The sequence below is a fragment of the Xinfangfangia pollutisoli genome, assembly GCF_020179405.1.
Taxonomy (GTDB): domain Bacteria; phylum Pseudomonadota; class Alphaproteobacteria; order Rhodobacterales; family Rhodobacteraceae; genus Pseudogemmobacter; species Pseudogemmobacter pollutisoli.
On the sequence record NZ_JAICBZ010000023.1, the window covers coordinates 21,424 to 41,882 of the forward strand.

Sequence of the window (20,459 nt, forward strand, 5' to 3'; positions counted from 1 at the left end):
CCGGAGGGGTTTTGCACCCCTCCGGACCTCCCCGCAGGATATTTTTGCAGAGAGGAAGGGGGTAGGTCAGAAGTCGAAGAGATCGGACAGGAAACTGTCCTTGCGCTTGCGCTTGTAGCGATGATCGTCGTCGTCATCGTCCTTGTAGCGGCGGCGTTCGTCGCGGCGGTCCTCGTCGCGGCGCGGATCGCGCGGTTCGGGTTGGTAGACCGGGGCCGAGGCGCGGGGCGCGGCCGGCTGCACCGGCGCGGTCGGGGCGACCGGTGCGAATGGCGCGAATGGCGCGGCCGGGGCGGCGGCGCGGTCGATGATCTTGTCCAATTCGCCCCGATCCAGCCAGACCCCGCGGCATTTCGGGCAATAGTCGATTTCGACGCCGTTGCGATCGGCCATCACCAGCGTCTCGCCATCCACCGGGCATTGCATGCTTGAACTCTCCTGTGCTTGCGCGTGCATCCCGAGATGGGGGCGAAAAGCGCCGCGGCAACCCCTTGCGCGAAAAGCCGCAAGCCGGCATGGTCGGGTCGGGCTGCGGCGATGGCGTCGACGCAGGGGGCAACCCCCTACGCCCGTGGCTGACGCCGCTTGCCGTCCTGTACGCCGGGACCTTTCGGGGTCCGTCATGGCCCCGTCCCATGGGGTCTGATATGACGAACCGTCCCGAATCCTACCGTTTCCACAATGGCGGCGCCAAGGGCGTGCTGCCCTTTGCCGATGAGGAATATCACGACCGGCTGGCCGGCCTGCGCGACGTGATGGAGCTGCATGGGCTGGACGCCGTCGTCCTGACCTCGATGCAGAATGTCGCCTATTACTCGGGCTTTCTGTATCTCAGCTTCGGGCGGCCCTATGCCTGCGTGGTGACCCCGACCGAATGCATCACCGTTTCGGCCGGGATCGACGCGGGCCAGCCCTGGCGCCGGTCCATCGCCGACAACATCACCTATACCGACTGGACGCGCGACAATTTCTGGCGCGTCATCGCCGGCATCACCGGCACCGGCAAGGCGATTGGCTGCGAGGCGGATCACCTGACGATGGAGCGGGCCGAAAAGCTGAATGCCTTCCTGCAGCCCAAGCGCGGCATGGATATCTCGCCTGCGACGATGGAGCAGCGGATGCGCAAGTCCGAGGCCGAGATCGCGCTGATCCAGCACGGCTGCAACGTCGCCGATGTCGGCGGCTATGCGATCCGCGAGGCGATCGGTCTGGGCGCGACCGAGCTGGAGATCGCCATCGCCGGCCGCGACGCGATGGAGCGCGAGATCGCCAAGCGCTTTCCCGATGCGGAATATCGCGACACCTGGGTCTGGTTCCAGTCGGGGCCGAATACCGATGGCGCGCATAATCCGGTGACCAGCCGGGCGCTGAAGCGGGGCGATATCCTAAGCCTGAACTGCTTTCCGATGATCTCGGGCTATTACACCGCGCTGGAGCGCACGCTGTTTCTGGGCGACTGCGACCCGGCCAGCCTGAAGATCTGGGAGGCGAATATCGCCGCGCATGAATATGGGATGAGCCTGCTGAAGCCCGGCGCCAGCTGTTCGGGCGTGACGGCGCAGCTGAACGCCTTCCTGGCCGAGCGCGACCTGCTGCAATACCGCACCTTCGGCTATGGCCATTCCTTCGGGCTGCTGTGCCATCACTATGGCCGCGAGGCCGGGCTGGAGCTGCGCGAGGATATCGACACCGTGCTGGAACCGGGGATGGTGATCTCGATGGAGCCGATGCTGACCATCCCCGAGGGCCAGCCCGGGGCCGGCGGCTATCGCGAGCATGACATCCTGGTCATCACCGAGGACGGGGCCGATGATCTGACCCATTATCCCTATGGCCCGGGCTTCAACATCCTGACGTAGCAAAACCGTCATCAAACCGTCGCCCGGCTGATACGGGCGGCGGCCATTCCTCGGCCCGATTCAACCGACCGAAGGAATGGACCATGCGTCTTCGTGCCGCCTGCCTGACCTCGACCCTTGCGCTGGCGGTTGCCATGCCCGCGCAGGCCGAGATGGTGTTCAACCGGATTGCCGCTTTCGCGACGCCCGACAATATGGCCGAGGGCGAGGACCGTGCCCGTCCGACCAGCGCCGAGATCATCACTGTCACCGAAGACGGGATGACGCTTCTGTATTCCGACAGCCCGCTTGGGGTGATCGGGCTGGTCGATATCACCGACCCGAAGGCGCCGAAGCCCCTGGGCAATATCGACGTTGGCGGCGAGCCGACGACCACGGTCGTGGATGGCGGGCTGGCTTTTGCCGGGGTGAACACCTCGGAAAGCTACACCAACCCGTCGGGCAAGCTGGTGACCATCGACATCGCGGCGAAGAAGGTGGTCGCGGAATGCGATCTGGGCGGGCAGCCGGATTCGGTGGCGAAATCGCCCGATGGCCGTTTCATCGCCGTGGCGATCGAGAATGAGCGCGACGAAGAGGTGAACGATGGCGACCTGCCGCAGATGCCGGCGGGGTTTGTCGTCAAGCTGCCGGTGACGGATGGCGCGCTGGATTGCGCGGGCCTGCAGAAGATCGACGTGACCGGCCTGACCGACGTGGCGGGCGAGGATCCGGAACCCGAATTCGTCTCGATCAATGACGCGGGCGAGATCGTCGTCAGCCTGCAGGAAAACAACGCTTTCGTGGTGATCGGCGCCGATGGGGCGGTGGCCCGCCAGTTCTCGGCCGGCACGGTCGATCTGGACGGCGTCGATACCAAGAAGAACGGCAAGCTGGATTTCACCGGCAAGATGGAAGGCGTCGCGCGCGAACCCGATGGGGTGAAGTGGATCGACACCGACCATTTCGTCGCCGCGAATGAAGGCGACTGGAAGGGCGGCTCGCGCAGCTTCACCATCTGGAACAAGGACGGCACGGTTGTCTACGAAAGCGGCCCGTCGCTGGAACTGGCGATTGCCGCCATCGGCCATTACCCCGAACACCGCAACAAGAAGGGCGCCGAGCTGGAATCGGTCGAAGTCGCAACCTTCGGCGACAAGCCCTATCTCTTCGTCGCCTCGGAACGCGCCTCGATCGTTGCGGTCTATGACCTGACCGATCTGGCCAATCCGGTGCTGACGCAGCTTCTGCCCTCGGGCATCAGCCCCGAAGGCATGGTGGCGATCCCGGCGCGCGGCCTGTTGGCCACCGCGAACGAGGCGGATCTGCGCGAAGACGGCGGCGCGCCGGCGCATGTGATGCTGTATGAACTGGCCGAGGGGACCCCGGCCTATCCGATGATCACCAGCGAAGGCACCGACCCGCTGATCGGCTGGGGCGCCCTGTCGGGTCTGGCGGCCGATCCGGAAACCGCGGGCAAGCTTTATGCGGTGTCGGACAGCGTCTATGGCATGATGCCGCGGATCTACACGATCGACGCCACGCAAAAGCCGGCCAAGATCACCGCGGCGCTGGACATCACCCGCGGCGGCGATGTGGCGCAGCTTCTGGATCTGGAAGGCATCACCACCGATGGCAAGGGCGGCTTCTGGCTGGCCAGCGAAGGCCGCAGCGACAAGCTGATCCCGCATGCGCTGTATCACGTCAACGACAAGGGCGAGATCAAGGAACAGGTGGCCCTGCCCGAGGCGCTTCTGGACAATGAAATCCGCTTCGGTTTCGAAGGCGTCGCCATGGCCGAGGGCAAGCTGTGGCTGGCCATGCAGCGCGAATGGCAGGACGACCCCAAGGGTCTGGTCAAGCTTCTGGCCTATGACCCCGAGGAAAAGGCCTGGGCGGCGGTGCATTACCCGCTGGATCAGCCGGCCGAAGGCGCCTGGATGGGCCTGTCGGAACTGACGATCAAGGGCGACTGGGCCTATGTGATCGAACGCGACAACCAGATCGCCGGCAAGGCCGCGACCAAGAAGCTGTACCGGGTGAAGCTGGCCGATCTGAAACCGGCCGAGCTGGGGGGCGAACTGCCGGTCGTCGCCAAGGAACTGGTGCATGACTTCCTGCCTGATCTGGCGGTGACCCATGGCTATGCGGTCGACAAGATCGAAGGGTTCGCCATCGACGCGGCCGGGGAAGGCTGGGTCGTCACCGACAATGACGGCGTCGATGACAGCTCGGGCGAGACGCTGTTCTGGTCGATCGGCAAGCTGGACTAAGCCTGCCCTTCGGATTTGGCAATTGGACCCCGGGGGCAACGCCCGGGGTTCTTTTGTCTCGATTTGCCATCTCGGCTCTTGACGCCAAGGGGGTTGGGCAGCGCAAGGTCGCGGATCAAAGTTTTAGAAGATTCAGGATTCGAAAGTGATCAGCCTGCCCCTGCGTCTTGCAGCCCTGCTGTGCCTTCCGCTTCTGGCCGCCTGTGGCGGAACCGCGCGGACCGAAGCCCCCCCCTCGACCCTTCCGGGCTATGAGGCGGTTCAGGATGGGGAATTCCTGATCCCCGCCGTGAAGCCCAAATACCTGATCGAGGGCAATACCCGGCAGGAGGTGGAATATACCGCCGATGATCCGCCCGGCTCGATCGTGGTCGATATCTTCGCCCGCAAGCTGTATTGGGTGGAAGAAGGCGGCCGCGCCATCCGCTACGGCATTGCCGTGGGCCGCGAAGGCCTGTCGTTCAAGGGCACGGGCTATGTCGGGCGCAAGCAGGAATGGCCGTCCTGGACGCCGACACAGAACATGATCCGCACCCGGCCCGATCTGTACGCGGCCTATGCTGGCGGCCTGCCGGGCGGCTTGGAAAACCCGCTGGGCGCGCGGGCGCTGTATCTGTATCGCGGCGGGCGCGACACGATGTTCCGCATCCATGGCACGATCGACAATGCCTCGATCGGGCGGGCGACCAGCGCCGGCTGCATCCGGCTGTTCAACCAGGATGCCATCGACCTGTTCAACCGCGCCGAGATGGGCGCGCGGGTCAAGGTGCGGACCGAGGCGGAAAGCCTTGAGATCGAAGGTCCCTATATGGACGATGCCTTCGGCCGGATCGTGAAGCAGACGCCCGAAGCCATCGCGCAGCGCGAAAAGGACCAGGCGGCGATCGAGGCCTGGGAAGCGGCCGAGGCCAAGGCCGCCGCGCGGGCCGAGAAGAAGCATCTCGCCCAGTGCAAGCGCCAGGGCATCCCGGCCGAGGATTGCCCGCCCCTGTCGGTCGAGGAATACCAGTCGCAGGACGCGCATAGCGAAAGCTGAGCCGCGGCACCGCAACAGACAGAAAGGGCCGCCCCGGCAAGGGCGGCCCTTTTCGCTTTACAGGCGGATGACGTAATCCTTCAGCGTGGTCTCGATCACTTCCCAGGTGCCTTCGAATCCCGGGCGGATCACGAAACGGTCTCCGGCGCGCAGATGGGTTTCGCGGCCCGCGCCGTCGGTCAGGATCGAATGGCCGCTGTGGATATAGACATATTCCCACTCGGCGTAGCTGACCCGCCACTTGCCCGGCGTCGATTGCCAGATCCCGCAATACAGACCGTCGCGCTCTTCCAGGTTCCAGGTCGTATGAACCGGGTCGCCGGCCAGTACCTTGCCGGGCTCGGGCCGGCTTTCCTCGGGCGGGCAGGCGTCTGGGGTGACGCGCTGGATCAGGCTTTGGGTCATGGCAGTCTCCTTTTGCGCCATTGGCGCCGGAGCCGATCTTTCCGTCAAGCCCGCTGCGCTGCGGCGTAATTTTCTTGCACCCCCGCCGGGCTCATGCATTTATGACAGGCAAAGTTGCAACGCCCGAGGTGACGCTGATGAGCGCGACAGCCCCCGTGAGGCCCGTCCTTCCCCCCGACATCCGCGCCCGCAAGGGGGGAGTGCCTCTGGTGGTGCTGACCGCCTATTCCACGCCGGTGGCGCGTCTGGTCGATGCGCATTGCGACGTGGTGCTGGTGGGGGATTCGGTCGGCATGGTGATCCATGGCCTGCCCTCCACGCTGGGCGTGACGATGGAGATGATGATCCTGCATGGCCGCGCCGTGGTGCGCGGCGCGCAGAAGGCGATGCCGGTGATCGACATGCCCTTTGGCAGCTATGAGGAAAGCCCAGAGCAGGCCTTCCGCAATGCCAGCCGGCTGATGGCCGAAACCGGCGCGCCGGCGGTGAAGCTGGAAGGGGGCCAGCACATGGCCGAAACCATCGCCTTCCTGACCGCGCGGGGCGTGCCGGTGATGGCGCATATCGGCCTGACACCGCAGGCGGTGAACACGCTGGGCGGCTACAAGGTGGTGGGCCGCGATGCCGAGGCCGAGAAGGTGATGGACGATGCCCGCGCGGTCGAGGCGGCCGGGGCGTTCTCGGTCGTGCTGGAAAAGGTGCCCGAAGGGCTGGCGGCGCGGATCACGCAAGGCCTGGCCATCCCGACGATCGGCATCGGCGCCGGGGTGCGCTGCGACGGGCAGGTGCTGGTCGTTGACGACATGCTGGGCCTGTTCACCGATTTCCGGCCGAAATTCGTGAAACGCTATGCCGAACTGGGCCGCAGCGCCGATGAGGCGATTGCCGCCTATGCCGCCGATGTGCGCGCCCGGTCTTTCCCGGCGCCGGAACACAGCTTTGCCGATACCCTTCCGGGCAAGGCGAAATCATGATCCCCATCTATCGGACGGTGGCCGAGCTGCGCGCCGCGGCCCGGGTCTGGCGCGCGGCGGGCGAGGTGATCGGCGTCGTGCCGACGATGGGCGCGCTGCATGACGGGCATCTGTCGCTGGCGCGGCGGGCGCGGGCGGAATGCGACCGGGTGATCACCACGATCTTCGTCAACCCGATGCAGTTCAACAACCCCGAGGACCTGAAGAAATATCCCCGCACCGAGGCGGCCGATGCCGCCCTTCTGGCCACGGTGCCGGTCGACGCGATCTTCGCGCCGCAGCCGGACGAGGTTTATCCCGAAGGCTTCGGCAGCGTCGTCAGCGTCTCGGGCGTGTCCGAGCCCCTGGAAGGCAAGATGCGGCCGGGCCATTTCGACGGCGTGGCGACGGTGGTGACGAAGCTGTTCGGCATGACCCTGGCCGATCGCGGCTATTTCGGCCAGAAGGACTGGCAGCAGCTGCAAGTGGTGCAGAAGCTGGCGCGCGACCTGAATTTGGCGGTGCAGGTCATCGGCTGCGAAACCGTGCGCGAGGCGGATGGTCTGGCGATGTCGTCGCGCAATCTCCGCCTGACGGTCGAGGGCCGGGCCAAGGCGCCGGTGCTTTATGCCGCGATCAGCGCCGCGGCCCTTGAGATCCGCGCCGGCCATACCGACCGGATGGCGATCCGGGAAGCGGCCGAGACCATGCGCGAGGCGGGTTTCGAGCGGGTCGAATATATCGAATTGCGCGATGCCGAAACGCTGATGCCCTCGGACGATCCGGCCCGTCCGCGCCGGATGCTGGCGGCGGCCTGGCTGGATGGCGTGCGGCTGATCGACAATATCCCGGTCTGATTGGCGCGGTCTTGCCGGTTATTCCGCTTTGGCCCCGGCGGTAGCCGGGTTAGGCTGGCGGCGGTTCCCAGTATCGCGGTTGTGCCATGGCCGAATGCATCGCGTCTTGTGTCACCTGTTCCGAATGCGGTCTCTTGGCCCTGGAAGGGCGGATCGACGCGCTGGAAAAATCGGTCAAGGCCCTGCAGCCAAAGGGATTTCTGCCGTGGCTGGTGGACCATGCGACGCAAGTGGTGGCGCTGGGCAGCTTTCTGGCCGCGCTTTGGGTTCTGGCCCTGGTGCTGACCCGCTATGATTTCCGCAGCCTGCGGCCGAAATCGGCGACGCTTGCCCTGGGCGGGTCTTCGGTGACGCTGGAGGCCGCCGCGCAAGAGATCGGCGCCTTTCTGGCCTCGATGCAGGATTATGTGGTCGATGGCGCGGCCAGCAACCTGACCGCCCTGCGCCGGGCGATGGTGGCGGCGCAAGACGCAGGCGGCCCCGGCGCGCCGGGGATTGATCGGCTGTTTGACGGGGTGCTGAAAGGCCTGTCGCCCGCGGCCCCCGAACGCTTCGCCACCCTGCCCGAGCCGCAGAAGACCCGGGATCTGACCATCCTGTGGCTTTCCGCCGCGCCGGAAGAGACCAGCCGCTTTGCCCGCACCGTGATCGGGCGGATGGGCAATCATGTCGATCTGGTCGGCGATGCCGAGACGGCGCTGGCGCGGCTGCGCTCGGGCCTGGCCTATGATCTGGCGGTGATCGAGGTCACCGAGCCCGCGGGGGCGGGGCTGGCGCCCCTGGCGCTGGCGCGGCAGCTGATCGACGGGGTGGCGCATTTCGACCATCTGGATCCGGTGCGCGAAACCCGGGTGGGTCCGGGTTTTCGCCTGGCGGTGCTGGCCCAGGGCGCGGCCAAGGCCGCGGCGCAGGCGCAGCTGGATCTGGCCGTGGCGCGGCTGGGCGAGGGGCGGCGTCAGCAGGTCGAGGGCAATTATCTGGTGGTCGATCGCGTCATGCCCTTGCGCGGGCGCACCGCGTGGTTGCAGAAACAGGGTCTATGACCCAGTCCGATCTTCGCCTGACACCGATGGGCCTGCGCTTTCAGGGCCGGCTGTTTCCTTGCAGCAGGGGGCGGGGCGGCGTGGTCGCGGCCGAGGCCAAGCGCGAGGGCGACGGGGCGACGCCCGCCGGGCTGCACCGGATCATCGGCTGCCTGTACCGGCCCGACCGGCTGGTCGGGGCGGATCTGCCCCGCTGGGCGCAGCCGATCGGGCCCGGCGATCTGTGGTCGGACGATCCGGCCGATCCGGCCTATAACCGGCCGGTCCGCGCGCCGCATGGTTTCTCGCATGAACAGTTACGCCGCGCCGATCCGCTGTATGATCTGGTGCTGATCACCGACTGGAACATGGCGCCGGCCCGGCCTGGCCGCGGCTCGGCGATCTTCCTGCACCGCTGGCGGCGCCCCGGCTATCCGACCGCGGGCTGCATCGCGCTGGATCCGGCCGATCTGCGCTGGATCGCCGCGCGGCTGACGCCCGGCGCCCGGCTGGCGGTGCCGCTTTAGGCCGCGCCTCTGGCCCCTCGCGGGGTCACAGACCCCGCTTGTCCTTCTCGTTCGTGATCGAGAACAGGCTGGTGCCGTATTTGCCGCCGGTCTTCAGCGCGCCCAGGATCACCGTCGTCTGCTGGCCCAGATCGTCGGTGATGATCCATTGCCGCAGCGCCACCGGATCGGCGGTGAATTTCAGCTCGATCGTGCCATATTCCGGGTGTTCCGGGTCCTGCGCCACAACGCTGGTCGAGGTGGCATCCGACTTGTGCGCCACCACCATCTTTGCCCGGCCCAGGTCGATATTCTCGGCCAGAATCAAGTTCAGCGGCGTGCGTTTCAGCGGATATTGCTCGGGCGGCTGGTTCGACTTGCCGTCGAAGATCGCCACCTGCCCGGCCGAGGCCAGCACAAGCGACTTGTCGGGCGGCGCATATTCAAAGCGCACGCGGCCCGGCCGCTGGATATAGATCTTCCCGGTCGAGACCGTGCCATCGGCATTGACCTGGGTAAAATCGGATTCGGCGCTGCCCAGGCTGTTCAGATATTTCGACAGCGTCGACAGCGAAAGTTTCTCGGCCAGCGCCGCATGCGGGGCGAGGGCCAGGAAGGCGAGCGGGGCAAGGAATGCGGTGCGGCGGTTCATGGCCCAGATATAGGGCAGGATCGCGCGCCGAAAAATCCCCCCCGACGCGCTCTCGCGGCTTTGTGCCGGCGCGTGAGCCGGCGGTGCAGGCCAGGTCAGCAGTCAGGTCAGACGGCCAGGTCAGACGGCGGCGGAATGCTGCGCCTTCGTCTGGTCATAGGCGTCGAAGGCGCGGGCGATCATCCGGGTCAGCGGCCGGCCCTTGGTGGGGATGGTGAAGACGCCATTCTCGATCCGCACCATATCCTCGAAGCCCGCAGCCGCGCTGCTGAACAGCGTGTCGACGCGCTCGGGCGTGGTGTCGAAATCGCGCAGCAATTCGGCCCGGTCGACGCGGAAATCGCACATCAGCGCCTCGATGATCCGGCCGCGCAGCAGGTCTTCGCCCGCGAAACGGTGGCCGCGATGGGTGCTGAAGCGGCCGTCGCGGATCGCCTGGGTATGGGCGGCCGTGGCCGAGGCGTTCTGCGCATAGCCCTGCGGAAAGCGCGAGATCGACGAGGCGCCCAGGCCGATCAGCGCCGGCGCGGTGTCATCGGTATAGCCCTGGAAGTTGCGCTTCAGCCGGCCCAGGCGCTGGGCCACGGCCAGCCCGTCCTCGGGCCGGGCGAAATGGTCGATGCCGATCTCGCGATAGCCGTCCCAGGCGAACAGCTGCTGCGCGGTTTCATACAGGCGCAGCCGTTCCTCGGGCGTGGGCATCGCATCCGAGGGGATCATCTGCTGGCGCCGGCTCATCCAGGGCACATGGGCATAGCCATATAGCGCCACCCGGTCGGGCGACAGCGTCAGCAGCTTCTGCACCGAATCGGCGATGCGCTGCGGCGTCTGATGCGGCAGCCCATACAGGATATCGGCATTCAGGCTGCCGATGCCGCGGGCGCGGATCGCCTCGGCCACGCGCAGGGTCAGCTCATAGCTTTGCTCGCGGCCGATCGTGGCCTGGATCTCGGGGTCGAAATCCTGCACCCCGATCGAGGCGCGGTTCATGCCGCTTTCCGCCAGCGCATCCAGCCGTGCATCGTCCACTTCGTTGGGGTCGATCTCGACCGAGAACTCGCCCCCCGGCGCCATCGGCGCCACGGCGAAGATCGCCTCAGACAGGCGGCGGATCTCGTCGGCGGGCAGCATGGTGGGCGTGCCGCCGCCCCAATGCAGCCGCGACAGCGTGGTGCCGCGCGGCAGATGCCGGGCCAGCAGCGCGATTTCCGCATGCAGCGTGCGGGCATAGGCGATCACCGGATCGTCGGATGTGGTGCCCTGGGTGCGGCAGGCGCAGAACCAGCACAACCGCCGACAGAAGGGCACATGCAGATACAGCGAGATCGCCGAGCCTTCGGGGATCGCTTCGATCCAGGAGGTGAAATCCTGGCCCGTGACGCCGCCGGCAAAATGAGGCGCGGTGGGATACGAGGTATACCTCGGCACCCGCGCGTCAAAAAGCCCAAGCCGTGTGAGTTGCACATCTATCTTCATGCGCTTAGGCTTAAGGGGCGCGTGGGGAAGTTGCCTTGACGCAGATCAAGCGGTGAAAGGCGGGTATGTCTCTGCAAGACCTTCAATTCGTCCATCAGGATTGCGGCGATTGCCCGATCCGGCACAGGGCCGTCTGTGCCCGCTGTGAAGCGGATGAATTGGCACGGCTGGAGCAGATCAAGTATTACCGCAGCTATCAGGCCGGGCAGACCATCGTCTGGTCGGGCGACCGGATGGATTTCGTGGCCTCGGTGGTCTCGGGCATCGCCACGCTGACCCAGACGATGGAAGACGGCCGCCGCCAGATGGTCGGCCTGCTGCTGCCGTCGGATTTCGTCGGCAGGCCGGGGCGCAACAGTGCGGCCTATGACGTGACCGCGACGACCGATGTGGTCATGTGCTGCTTCCGCAAGAAGCCCTTCGAAGAGATGATGACCCAGACCCCGCATGTCGCGCAGCGGCTGCTGGAAATGACCCTGGACGAGCTGGATTCGGCCCGCGAATGGATGCTGCTTCTGGGCCGCAAGACCGCGCGCGAGAAGATCGCCTCGCTGGTCGCGATCATCGCCCGGCGCGATGCCGCGCTGAACCTGCGCCGCACCAAGGGCATGCTGAATGTCGACCTGCCGCTGACGCGCGAGGAAATGGCCGATTACCTGGGCCTGACGCTGGAAACCGTCAGCCGCCAGATCTCGGCCCTGAAGCGGGACGGGGTCATCCATCTGGAAGGCAAGCGCCACATCGCCATTCCCGATTTCGACCGGCTTCTGGAAGAGGCCGGCGATGACAGCGACGGCGGCATGCTGGCCTGATCCGGCCGCCGCGCCGGGCGGGTTGTGCCCCTGGGCGGGCCGGCCCGCTGCGCGACCTGCCGCCAGGGTCGGGCATTGCGCAAATCCGCCGCCACCTGTCGTTTTTCATCCGTGCCGCCCGCCGATCCGGCCCTAGAACTTGCGCCGAAGACGCGACAGAACCGCCAATCCACAGGAACTCCGATGACCGTCTATGTGCTGACCGTGCAATGCGCCTCGCGGCGTGGGATCGTGGCCGCGATCTCGACCTATCTTGCCTCGAACGGCTGCAACATCACCGATGCCTCGCAGTTCGACGACGATCTGACCGGCCAGTTCTTCACCCGCATCTCCTTCGTGTCGGAAACCGGCGCCTCGCTGGCCGCGCTGCGCGAAGGCTTTGCCGAAGTGGCCGCGCCCTTCGGCATGGACTGGGCGATCCATGACGGGGCGCATCGGACCAAGGTTCTGCTGATGGTGTCGAATTTCGGGCACTGCCTGAACGATCTTCTGTACCGGACCCGGATCGGCGCCCTGCCGATCGAGATTGTCGGCGTGATCTCGAACCACCTGACCTATCAGAAGGTGGTGGTGAACCAGGACATTCCCTTCCACCACATCCGGGTGACGAAAGAGAACAAGCCCGAGGCCGAGAAGCGCATGCTGGACGTCGTCGAAGAGACGGGGGCCGAGCTGGTGGTTCTGGCGCGCTACATGCAGATCCTGTCGGATGCGCTGTGCCAGAAGATGTCGGGGCGGATCATCAACATTCACCATTCCTTCCTGCCCAGCTTCAAGGGCGCGAACCCCTACAAGCAGGCCTACGAACGCGGGGTGAAGCTGATCGGGGCGACCAGTCATTACGTGACCGCAGATCTGGACGAGGGCCCGATCATCGAACAGGACACGATCCGCGTGACGCATGGCCAATCGGCCGAGGATTACGTGTCTTTGGGCCGCGATGTGGAAAGCCAGGTGCTGGCCCGCGCGATCCATGCCCATATTCACCACCGCGTCTTCCTGAACGGCAACAAGACCGTCGTCTTCCCGGCCTCGCCCGGCAGCTACGCCTCGGAACGCATGGGCTGAGCCGAGCCGTCTGGAACCGGCGCGCCTTCCGGGCTAGACTTGGCGCAGGCGCGGCGGGGATCTGCCGCGCAGCCATGGAGAGTGGATGTCAGAGCTTGTGTGAGAAGGCTCTCTGATCGCAGAGAGCCGTCCCGCTGATCGCACCGCCCCGCGACGCGCGTGGGGCGATCCTGCACATCTGTCACATGAGATCGTCATGACATTCTCCGAAACCCACCCGCCTGCGGGCCGGGACACTCTGCAGATCCGCGACGAGCGCCCCGGGGATATCCCCGATATCGGCCGGATCATCACCGAAGCGATGCGGTTTCTGCCGCAGGCCAGCGGCACCGAGGCCGCCATTGTCGCGCGGCTGCGTGCCGCCGATGCGCTGATGCTGTCGCTGGTCGCCGAAGCCGAAGGCGTGCCCGTCGGCCATCTGGCGGTCTCGGCCGCGCGGATCGGCGGGCAGGACGGCTGGGGGCTGATCGGGCCCCTGGCCGTGACGCCGGAACGGCACCGCCAGGGCATCGGCTCGGCCCTGATGGCCGAGGCCTTGCGGCGTCTGCGCCCGATCTGCCGTGGCGCGGCGCTGGTCGGCAATCCGGCCTATTACCGCCGCTTCGGCTTTCGCGCCTGGCCCGGGCTGACCGTCGCGGGCTGCCCGCCCGAGGTCGTGCTGGCCCTGCCCTTCGGCGGGGCGGCGCCCGAGGGTGAGCTGATCCATCACCCGGCCTTCGGCCTGCACCAGCCGGGCTGACGAAAAAGCCCGGGCCGCCTTTTCGCAAGGGCGGCCCGGGCAATGTCAGGTCAGGTCAGATCAGGCTGACGGGCGGTCAATGCGCCATGAAGACCGGCAGTTCGGCGGCTTCCAGCATGTTGCGCGTCGCGCCGCCCAGAATGGCTTCGCGGAAGCGCGAATGGCCATAGGCGCCCATCACCAGCAGATCGGCGTTGGTATCGGTGCATTGCCGCGCCAGCACGTCCGAGATCCGGGGCAGGGTGCGCGCCAGAACCGCGACTTCGGCCTTCACGCCATGCCGCACCAGGAACTGGCACAGCAAGCCGCCCGGGTCCGAGCGTTCCGGGCCATGGGTCGGCGGGTCGATCACGGTGATCGTCACCCGCTCGGCCGCCTTCAGGAAGGGCAGCGCCTGTTTCGCCGCCACCATCGCCTCGCGGCTTTGGTTCCAGGCCAGGACGACATGCTTGAAATTGCCGGTGATTTCGGGGCCCTTCTCCGGCACGACCAGAACCGGCGCCATGCCTTCGAACATTGCCGCCTCGATGATCGCCTCATCCTCGGGGCCGGCCGTGTCGGCATAGGGCTTGGGCAGCACCACCAGATCGGCATAGCGCGCGCGCGTCGCCACCAGATCGGTCAGCGCGCCGATCTGGGTCACGGCGGAATCCAGCGCCCAGCGCAGATCCGCGCCCTGGCCATCCAGCGCCGCCTTCAGCGCGGCCTCGGCCTTGCGCGCATCTTCCTCGGCGCGTTCCAGCGCGACCTGCAGCACCACGGCGCCCGAGCCGACATAGGAATAGCCGACCTGCGTGCGGTCCACGCCAAGCGCCAGCGCATCGAGATGGGCGTCGAACTTGCGCGCCAGAACCCCGGCGGCATTGACGGCCGGACCGAGCCGGTCGGGCGCGGCGGCCAGCGTAAGCAGCGATTTATAGGCCATTTCTGCCTCCTGCAGAGTGCTTTGCGTGATCAGCTTAACCGGACAGTCACGGGGAAACATTGACTAAAGTCAAAGGTGTCGCAGTCGATTGTTGACCCAGATCAATGTATGGTGATCGGAGCCGGCGCAAAAGCGGCATAGTCGAAAACTCTGCCAGGGGTCGAGTCGGTCTCGCCGCCAGGACAGTCTTAGGAGACGAAGGGACGCAAAATGTGGGACTATGTGAAACTGATCGCGCTAGGCGTGATCGCGGTCCTGGCCGCGATCGCCGCCAATTACGCGCGCGATCTGGCCTATATGGTCAACGCGATCGAAGTGATGCTGGCCGCGGCCATCGCCTTCGTCTTCGTGTTGCGCGGCGTGGGAACGCCGAAGGCCGTCAATGAAAATGAATATATGGATGGCGTGATTCGCTGGGGCGTGGGCCTGACCGCGTTCTGGGGTGTCGTGGGCTTCCTGGTGGGCGTCGTGATCGCCAGCCAGCTGGCCTGGCCCTGGCTGAACTTTGAAGTGCTGCAAGGCATCGGCAACTTCGGCCGGCTGCGCCCGCTGCACACCTCGGCCGTGATCTTCGCCTTCGGCGGCACCGCCCTGATCACCACCGCCTTCTACGTGGTGCAGCGCACCTCGGCGGTGCGGCTGTTCGGGGGCGGGCTTGGCAACTTCGTCTTCTGGGGCTGGCAGCTGGTGATCGTCCTTGCCGCGTCGAGCTATCTCTTCGGCGGCACGCAATCGAAGGAATATGCCGAGCCGGTCTGGTATATCGACTGGTGGATCGTCGTGGTCTGGGTTGCCTTCCTGATCGTCTATGCCGGCACGATCATGAAGCGCAAGGAACCCCACATCTATGTGGCGAACTGGTTCTACCTGTCGTTCATCATCACCATTGCCATGCTGCATATCGTCAACAACCTGGCGATTCCGGTCTCGGTTCTGGGCAGCCAGTCGGTGCAGGTCACCTCGGGCGTGCAGGATGCGATGATCCAGTGGTGGTATGGCCACAATGCCGTGGGCTTCTTCCTGACCGCGGGTTTCCTGGGCATGATGTACTACTTCATCCCCAAGCAAGCCGAACGTCCCGTCTTCAGCTACAAGCTGTCGATCATCCACTTCTGGGCGCTGATCTTCCTGTACATCTGGGCCGGTCCGCACCACCTGCACTACACCGCGCTGCCCGACTGGGCGCAGACGCTGGGCATGGTCTTCTCGATCGTGCTGTGGATGCCGTCCTGGGGTGGCATGATCAACGGTCTGATGACGCTGTCGGGCGCCTGGGACAAGCTGCGCACCGATCCGATCATCCGCATGATGGTGGTCTCGGTCGGCTTCTACGGCATGTCGACCTTCGAAGGCCCGATGATGTCGATCAAGGCCGTCAACGCGCTGTCGCACTATACCGACTGGACCATCGGCCACGTGCATTCGGGCGCGCTGGGCTGGAACGGCATGATCACCTTCGGTGCGCTGTACTTCCTGACGCCGCGGCTGTGGAACCGTGCGGGCCTGTATTCGCTGAAACTGGTCAGCTGGCACTTCTGGCTCGCCACGATCGGCATCGTCCTTTACGCCTCGGCCATGTGGGTCACGGGCATCATGGAAGGCCTGATGTGGCGTGAAGTCGACGCGAACGGGTTCCTTGTGAACGCTTTCGCCGACACGGTGGCCGCGAAATATCCGATGTATGTGGTCCGGGCTCTGGGGGGTGTGCTGTATCTCGCCGGTGGGATCATCATGGCTTACAACCTCTGGATGACGGTGAAGGCACAGCCCGCGAAAGCGGCGGTGAATGCCAACAACGCCGTTCCGGCCGAATAGGGGAGGGGGCAACAGATGGCTCTCCTTGACAAGCACAAGGCAATCGAAACGCATGCCACGCTTCTGATGGTTCTGGCCTTCCTGGTCGTGACCATCGGCGGTCTGGTCCAGATCGTGCCGCTGTTCTACATCGAGAACACGATCGAGGACGTGAAGGGCGTGCGTCCCTACACGCCCCTGGAGCTGGCCGGGCGCGACATCTATATCCGCGAAGGCTGCTATGTCTGCCACAGCCAGATGATCCGCCCGATGCGTGACGAAGTGACACGCTACGGCTATTACTCGCTGGCGGCGGAATCCAAGTATGACCACCCGTTCCAATGGGGGTCCAAGCGCACCGGGCCCGACCTGGCGCGTGTGGGCGGCCGCTACTCGGACGAATGGCATCAGGACCACTTCACCAAGGCGAAGTCGGTGGTGCCGGAATCGGTGATGCCGCCCTATGGCTTCCTGTTCAACAAGGTGATCGACGGCCAGTACATCCAGGATGTCATGAAGACCCATCGCATGGTCGGCGTGCCCTATTCGGATGACATGATCGCCAATGCCCAGGCCGACTTCCAGGCCCAGGCCGATCCGAATGCCGATGCGGCGGGGCTTGAGGAACGCTATGGCGCCGATGTCTTCGGCCATGCGGTGAACGTGCGCAACTTCGACGGCCAGCCTCAGCTGACCGAAGCCGATGCGCTGATCGCCTATATCCAGGTGCTGGGCACGATGGTCGACTTCTCGACCTTCACCCCTGACCCGAACCGCTGAGGGAGGTGAAGATGGAATTCTACACCTTCCTGCGCCAGCTGGCCGACAGCTGGGGGCTTCTGGCGATGACCGCGCTGTTCCTGGGCGTCTGCCTTTATGCCTTCCGCCCCGGCAGCCGCAAATCCCACGACGAGGCCGCCAATTCGATCTTCCGCAACGAAAAGCGCCCCGCACGCGATGCGGCGCCCGTTGCGGGAGCCCCGAACTCCAACCGGACGGAGGCGTGACATGTGCGCCAAGAAAGTGACGAAAGCCGCCCCCGGCGAAGTGCCGACCACAGGTCATTCCTGGGACGGAATCGCCGAACTCGACAATCCGATGCCGCGCTGGTGGGTCTGGACCTTCTACGCGACCATCCTTTTCGCCGCGGGCTACACCATCGCCTATCCGGCCTGGCCGCTGATCCATGGCGCCACCCAGGGCGTTCTGGGCTATGACACCCGCAAGGAAGTGGCCACCGAGATCGCCGACTGGAATGGCAAGCTGGGCCCGATCAAGGAAAAGCTGGTCGCGGCCGACCTGAACGGGATCAAGGACAATCCCGAACTGGCCTCTTACGCCGAAAACGCCGGGGCGGCGGTGTTCCGCACCAATTGCGCGCAATGCCATGGCGCCGGTGCGGCGGGGGTCCAGTCGCTGGGCTACCCGAACCTGCTGGACGATGACTGGCTGTGGGGCGGCACGATGGATGACATCCATACGACCGTGACCCATGGCATCCGCAACACGACCGACGCCGATGCGCGCTATTCGGAAATGCCGAAATGGGGCGTGGATGAACTGCTTGAACCCGCGCAGATCAACCAGGTGGTCGAATATGTGCTGCAGCTGTCGGGGCAAGAGCATGACGCGGCCTTGTCCGCCGAAGGCGCCACGGTCTATGCCGACAACTGCGCCTCTTGCCATGGCGAAAAGGGCGAGGGCGACCGGGCCCAGGGCGCTCCGAACCTGTCGGATGCGGTCTGGCTGTATGGCGGCACGCGTGAGTCCATCCACGAATCGGTGTTCTACGCCCGCTTCGGCGTGATGCCGAACTGGAACAAGCGTCTGTCGGAAGACGAGATCCGCGCCGTGTCCTACTACGTCCACAGCCTGGGCGGCGGCGAGTGATCGCAGCCTGTCCGTGAAACCCCCGGTGGCCCCTCGTCTCCGGGGACTGGCGCCGGCGCCCCCTCCTGTTCGCGCGTTTCGGGGTGCCGGCGTCTTCTGATCCATCGGCCGGGCTGCAAGGCCCGGCCGTTCACGCCTGCCGGGCAGGGCGCCCCTCGCTGCGGCAAAACCGCCCGCGACAGGCGCCGCGACACTGACCGGGCTTCGAAATCCGCATCGCCGATGGGATTATTGATGCAGGTCAAGGCCGCAGGAGCGCAACCCCTGCGATACGCCTGCCGCAGCAATTCAAGAAACCGGAGACATTCCGTGTCCACGCCAGAAGCCAACCCGCCCAGCCTTTACGCCGCGCGTGAGCCGATCTTCCCTCGCCGTGTCTATGGCCAGTTCCGTACGCTGAAATGGTGGATCCTGGCGATCACCCTGGGCATCTATTACATCACCCCCTGGCTGCGCTGGGACCGTGGGCCGGCCCTGCCCGATCAGGCGGTGCTGATCGATCTGGCGAACCGGCGATTCTTCTTCTTCATGATCGAGATCTGGCCGCACGAATTCTATTTCGTCGCGGGTCTTTTGATCATGGCGGGGCTTGGGCTGTTCCTGTTCACCTCGGCCGCGGGCCGGGTCTGGTGCGGCTATGCCTGCCCGCAGACCGTCTGGACCGATCTTTTCATCCTGGTCGAACGCTGGATCGAGGGCGACCGCAACGCCCGGATCCGCCTGCACCGCCAGGACTGGAATGCCGAGAAGATCCGCAAGCGGGCGGTCAAATGGACGGTCTGGTTCCTGATCGGCCTGGCCACCGGCGGGGCCTGGATATTCTACTTCACCGATGCGCCGACGCTGTTCTGGGATCTGATCACCGGCCAGGCCCATCCCGTCGCCTATACGACCATGCTGATCCTGACGCTGACGACCTTCGTCTTCGGCGGCTTCGCGCGCGAACAGATGTGCATCTACGCCTGCCCCTGGCCGCGCATTCAGGCCGCGATGATGGACGAGGACACGATCACCGTCGCCTATCGCGAATGGCGGGGCGAGCCGCGCGGCAAGCAGGATGGCCATGCCGAAGACGGCACGCCGAACGGCGACTGCATCGACTGCAAGGCCTGCGTGAACGTCTGCCCGATGGGGATCGACATCCGCAACGGCCAGCAGCTGGCCTGCATCACCTGCGGGCTTTGCATCGACGCCTGCAACGATGTCATGGACAGGATCGGCAAGCCGCGTCACCTGATCGGCTATCTGGCCCTGACCGACGAAACCCGCGAACGCGAGGGCAAAGCGCCGAAATCGGTCTGGAAGCACGTGTTCCGGCTGCGGACGGTGCTGTATACGGTGCTGTGGGCCGGCATCGGCATCGGCCTGGTCGCGGCGCTGTTCCTGCGCACCTCGATCGACGTGAACATCACCCCGGTGCGCAACCCGACCTTCGTCACGCTGTCGGATGGCACGATCCGCAACACCTATGATCTGCGGCTGCTGAACAAGCATGGCGAAGACCGCTGGTTTGACATCACCGTGACCTCCGAGGCCAGGCTTGAACTTGCCATCGAGGGCCGCGATGATCTGCGGGTGCTGGTGCCGGCCAACCAGACCTTCGACGCACGGGTCTATGTGACCGCCGCGCCGGGTTCGGAAGCCGCGACCCGCGACAAGACCGAGCTGAACTTCTGGATCTCGGATGAAGGCACGGCCGATCAGCCGGGCAATGACCGGGTCAAGAAAGAGACGATCTTCAACGGAAAGGGCAAATGACCATGGGCGAGATCACCGGCAAGCATGTGCTTGGGTTCTCGGTGGGGGCCTTCGGGATCATCATCGCGGTCAACCTGGTGATGGCCTACAAGGCTGTCACCACCTTTCCGGGGCTTGAGGTCGAGAATTCCTATGTGGCCAGCCAGGAATTCGACATCCGCCGCGCCGCGCAAGAGGCGCTGGGCTGGGAGGTCGAGGCCAGCTATGACCGCGGCCTTGCCCGCCTGGCCTTTACCGATGCCGAAGGCCGTCCGGTCGAGGTCAAGGATCTGTCGGTGCTGATCGGCCGCACCACCGAGGCCAAGGATGACACCACACCCAGCTTTGTCTTCGTGGACAATGTCTATCAGGCCGAGGTGCCGCTGAACCGCGGCTACTGGATGTTCAAGATCAAGGCCCATGCGCAGGACGGCACGCTGTTCGAAAAGCGCATCGACCTGCAGGTGAAGGACTAA

At 65.4% G+C, this 20,459-nt stretch carries 21 protein-coding genes; 16 read left to right on the top strand and 5 right to left on the bottom strand.

Annotated features, from left to right (window positions below):
* Positions 1-66: 66 nt before the first annotated feature.
* Positions 67-426, bottom strand: a complete 360-nt coding sequence (locus tag K1Y73_RS09255; RefSeq protein ID WP_225028002.1) for a TFIIB-type zinc ribbon-containing protein — start codon at positions 424-426, stop codon at positions 67-69.
* Positions 427-647: 221 nt separating this feature from the next.
* On the opposite strand from K1Y73_RS09255, the gene K1Y73_RS09260 reads away from it, so the two are divergent.
* The 3 genes from K1Y73_RS09260 to K1Y73_RS09270 all read left to right on the top strand — a co-directional run bounded on the left by K1Y73_RS09260 (position 648) and on the right by K1Y73_RS09270 (position 5,147).
* Positions 648-1,859 carry a M24 family metallopeptidase gene (locus K1Y73_RS09260; RefSeq protein WP_225028003.1) on the top strand — a complete coding sequence of 404 codons (1,212 nt, stop codon included), beginning with the start codon at positions 648-650 and terminating at the stop codon, positions 1,857-1,859.
* A gap of 83 nt (positions 1,860-1,942) precedes the next feature.
* A complete protein-coding gene (locus K1Y73_RS09265; protein ID WP_225028004.1) occupies positions 1,943-4,111 on the top strand; it encodes an esterase-like activity of phytase family protein in 2,169 nt (722 codons plus the stop codon).
* 145 nt (positions 4,112-4,256) lie between these two features.
* The gene (locus tag K1Y73_RS09270; RefSeq protein WP_225028005.1) at positions 4,257-5,147 is read left to right on the top strand and encodes a L,D-transpeptidase; all 891 of its coding nucleotides are present in this window, start codon (positions 4,257-4,259) and stop codon (positions 5,145-5,147) included.
* A gap of 57 nt (positions 5,148-5,204) precedes the next feature.
* On the opposite strand, the gene K1Y73_RS09275 is transcribed toward K1Y73_RS09270, so the two are convergent.
* A complete protein-coding gene (locus K1Y73_RS09275) occupies positions 5,205-5,552 on the bottom strand; it encodes a cupin domain-containing protein (RefSeq protein WP_225028006.1) in 348 nt (115 codons plus the stop codon).
* Between the two features lie 137 nt (positions 5,553-5,689).
* On the opposite strand from K1Y73_RS09275, the gene panB reads away from it, so the two are divergent.
* The 4 genes from panB to K1Y73_RS09295 all read left to right on the top strand — a co-directional run bounded on the left by panB (position 5,690) and on the right by K1Y73_RS09295 (position 8,911).
* Positions 5,690-6,526 carry a 3-methyl-2-oxobutanoate hydroxymethyltransferase gene (panB, locus tag K1Y73_RS09280; RefSeq protein WP_225028007.1) on the top strand — a complete coding sequence of 279 codons (837 nt, stop codon included), beginning with the start codon at positions 5,690-5,692 and terminating at the stop codon, positions 6,524-6,526.
* A complete protein-coding gene (gene panC / locus K1Y73_RS09285) occupies positions 6,523-7,362 on the top strand; it encodes a pantoate--beta-alanine ligase (protein WP_225028008.1) in 840 nt (279 codons plus the stop codon). The genes panB and panC overlap by 4 nt, the downstream gene beginning before the upstream one ends.
* A gap of 134 nt (positions 7,363-7,496) precedes the next feature.
* On the top strand, positions 7,497-8,405 hold the full coding sequence (locus tag K1Y73_RS09290; protein WP_225028009.1) for a hypothetical protein: 909 nt from the start codon (positions 7,497-7,499) through the stop codon (positions 8,403-8,405).
* Positions 8,402-8,911 (top strand): L,D-transpeptidase family protein, encoded by a 510-nt coding sequence (locus tag K1Y73_RS09295; RefSeq protein ID WP_225028010.1) that lies wholly within the window; start codon positions 8,402-8,404, stop codon positions 8,909-8,911. Before K1Y73_RS09290 ends, K1Y73_RS09295 begins: the two co-directional genes overlap by 4 nt.
* 25 nt (positions 8,912-8,936) lie before the next feature.
* On the opposite strand, the gene K1Y73_RS09300 is transcribed toward K1Y73_RS09295, so the two are convergent.
* Positions 8,937-9,542, bottom strand: a complete 606-nt coding sequence (locus tag K1Y73_RS09300; protein ID WP_225028011.1) for a LolA family protein — start codon at positions 9,540-9,542, stop codon at positions 8,937-8,939.
* Between the two features lie 120 nt (positions 9,543-9,662).
* Positions 9,663-11,018, bottom strand: coding sequence for an oxygen-independent coproporphyrinogen III oxidase (gene hemN, locus K1Y73_RS09305; RefSeq protein WP_225028012.1), 1,356 nt, complete (start codon positions 11,016-11,018; stop codon positions 9,663-9,665).
* Between the two features lie 65 nt (positions 11,019-11,083).
* On the opposite strand from hemN, the gene fnrL reads away from it, so the two are divergent.
* The 3 genes from fnrL to K1Y73_RS09320 all read left to right on the top strand — a co-directional run bounded on the left by fnrL (position 11,084) and on the right by K1Y73_RS09320 (position 13,637).
* The gene (gene fnrL, locus K1Y73_RS09310) at positions 11,084-11,830 is read left to right on the top strand and encodes a transcriptional regulator FnrL (RefSeq protein WP_225028013.1); all 747 of its coding nucleotides are present in this window, start codon (positions 11,084-11,086) and stop codon (positions 11,828-11,830) included.
* Positions 11,831-12,013: 183 nt separating this feature from the next.
* Positions 12,014-12,898, top strand: a complete 885-nt coding sequence (purU, locus tag K1Y73_RS09315) for a formyltetrahydrofolate deformylase (protein WP_225028014.1) — start codon at positions 12,014-12,016, stop codon at positions 12,896-12,898.
* Positions 12,899-13,094: 196 nt separating this feature from the next.
* Complete coding sequence (locus K1Y73_RS09320) at positions 13,095-13,637, top strand: GNAT family N-acetyltransferase (RefSeq protein WP_225028015.1); 543 nt, start codon at positions 13,095-13,097, stop codon at positions 13,635-13,637.
* Between the two features lie 76 nt (positions 13,638-13,713).
* Here the strand turns inward: K1Y73_RS09320 and K1Y73_RS09325 are convergent, their stop codons facing one another.
* Positions 13,714-14,562, bottom strand: a complete 849-nt coding sequence (locus K1Y73_RS09325) for a universal stress protein (RefSeq protein WP_225028016.1) — start codon at positions 14,560-14,562, stop codon at positions 13,714-13,716.
* 210 nt (positions 14,563-14,772) lie between these two features.
* Between K1Y73_RS09325 and ccoN the strand changes: the two genes are divergently transcribed.
* The 6 genes from ccoN to K1Y73_RS09355 all read left to right on the top strand — a co-directional run bounded on the left by ccoN (position 14,773) and on the right by K1Y73_RS09355 (position 20,459).
* Positions 14,773-16,377: a cytochrome-c oxidase, cbb3-type subunit I gene (ccoN, locus tag K1Y73_RS09330; RefSeq protein ID WP_225028017.1), complete on the top strand. Its 1,605-nt coding sequence runs from the start codon at positions 14,773-14,775 to the stop codon at positions 16,375-16,377.
* 15 nt (positions 16,378-16,392) lie between these two features.
* On the top strand, positions 16,393-17,136 hold the full coding sequence (gene ccoO / locus K1Y73_RS09335) for a cytochrome-c oxidase, cbb3-type subunit II (RefSeq protein WP_225028018.1): 744 nt from the start codon (positions 16,393-16,395) through the stop codon (positions 17,134-17,136).
* 11 nt (positions 17,137-17,147) lie between these two features.
* The gene (locus K1Y73_RS09340) at positions 17,148-17,363 is read left to right on the top strand and encodes a cbb3-type cytochrome c oxidase subunit 3 (RefSeq protein ID WP_225028019.1); all 216 of its coding nucleotides are present in this window, start codon (positions 17,148-17,150) and stop codon (positions 17,361-17,363) included.
* A 1-nt stretch (position 17,364) separates the two neighbouring features.
* Complete coding sequence (gene ccoP / locus K1Y73_RS09345) at positions 17,365-18,246, top strand: cytochrome-c oxidase, cbb3-type subunit III (RefSeq protein WP_225028020.1); 882 nt, start codon at positions 17,365-17,367, stop codon at positions 18,244-18,246.
* Positions 18,247-18,555: 309 nt separating this feature from the next.
* Positions 18,556-20,004: a cytochrome c oxidase accessory protein CcoG gene (gene ccoG, locus K1Y73_RS09350; RefSeq protein WP_225028021.1), complete on the top strand. Its 1,449-nt coding sequence runs from the start codon at positions 18,556-18,558 to the stop codon at positions 20,002-20,004.
* 2 nt (positions 20,005-20,006) lie between these two features.
* Complete coding sequence (locus K1Y73_RS09355) at positions 20,007-20,459, top strand: FixH family protein (RefSeq protein WP_225028030.1); 453 nt, start codon at positions 20,007-20,009, stop codon at positions 20,457-20,459.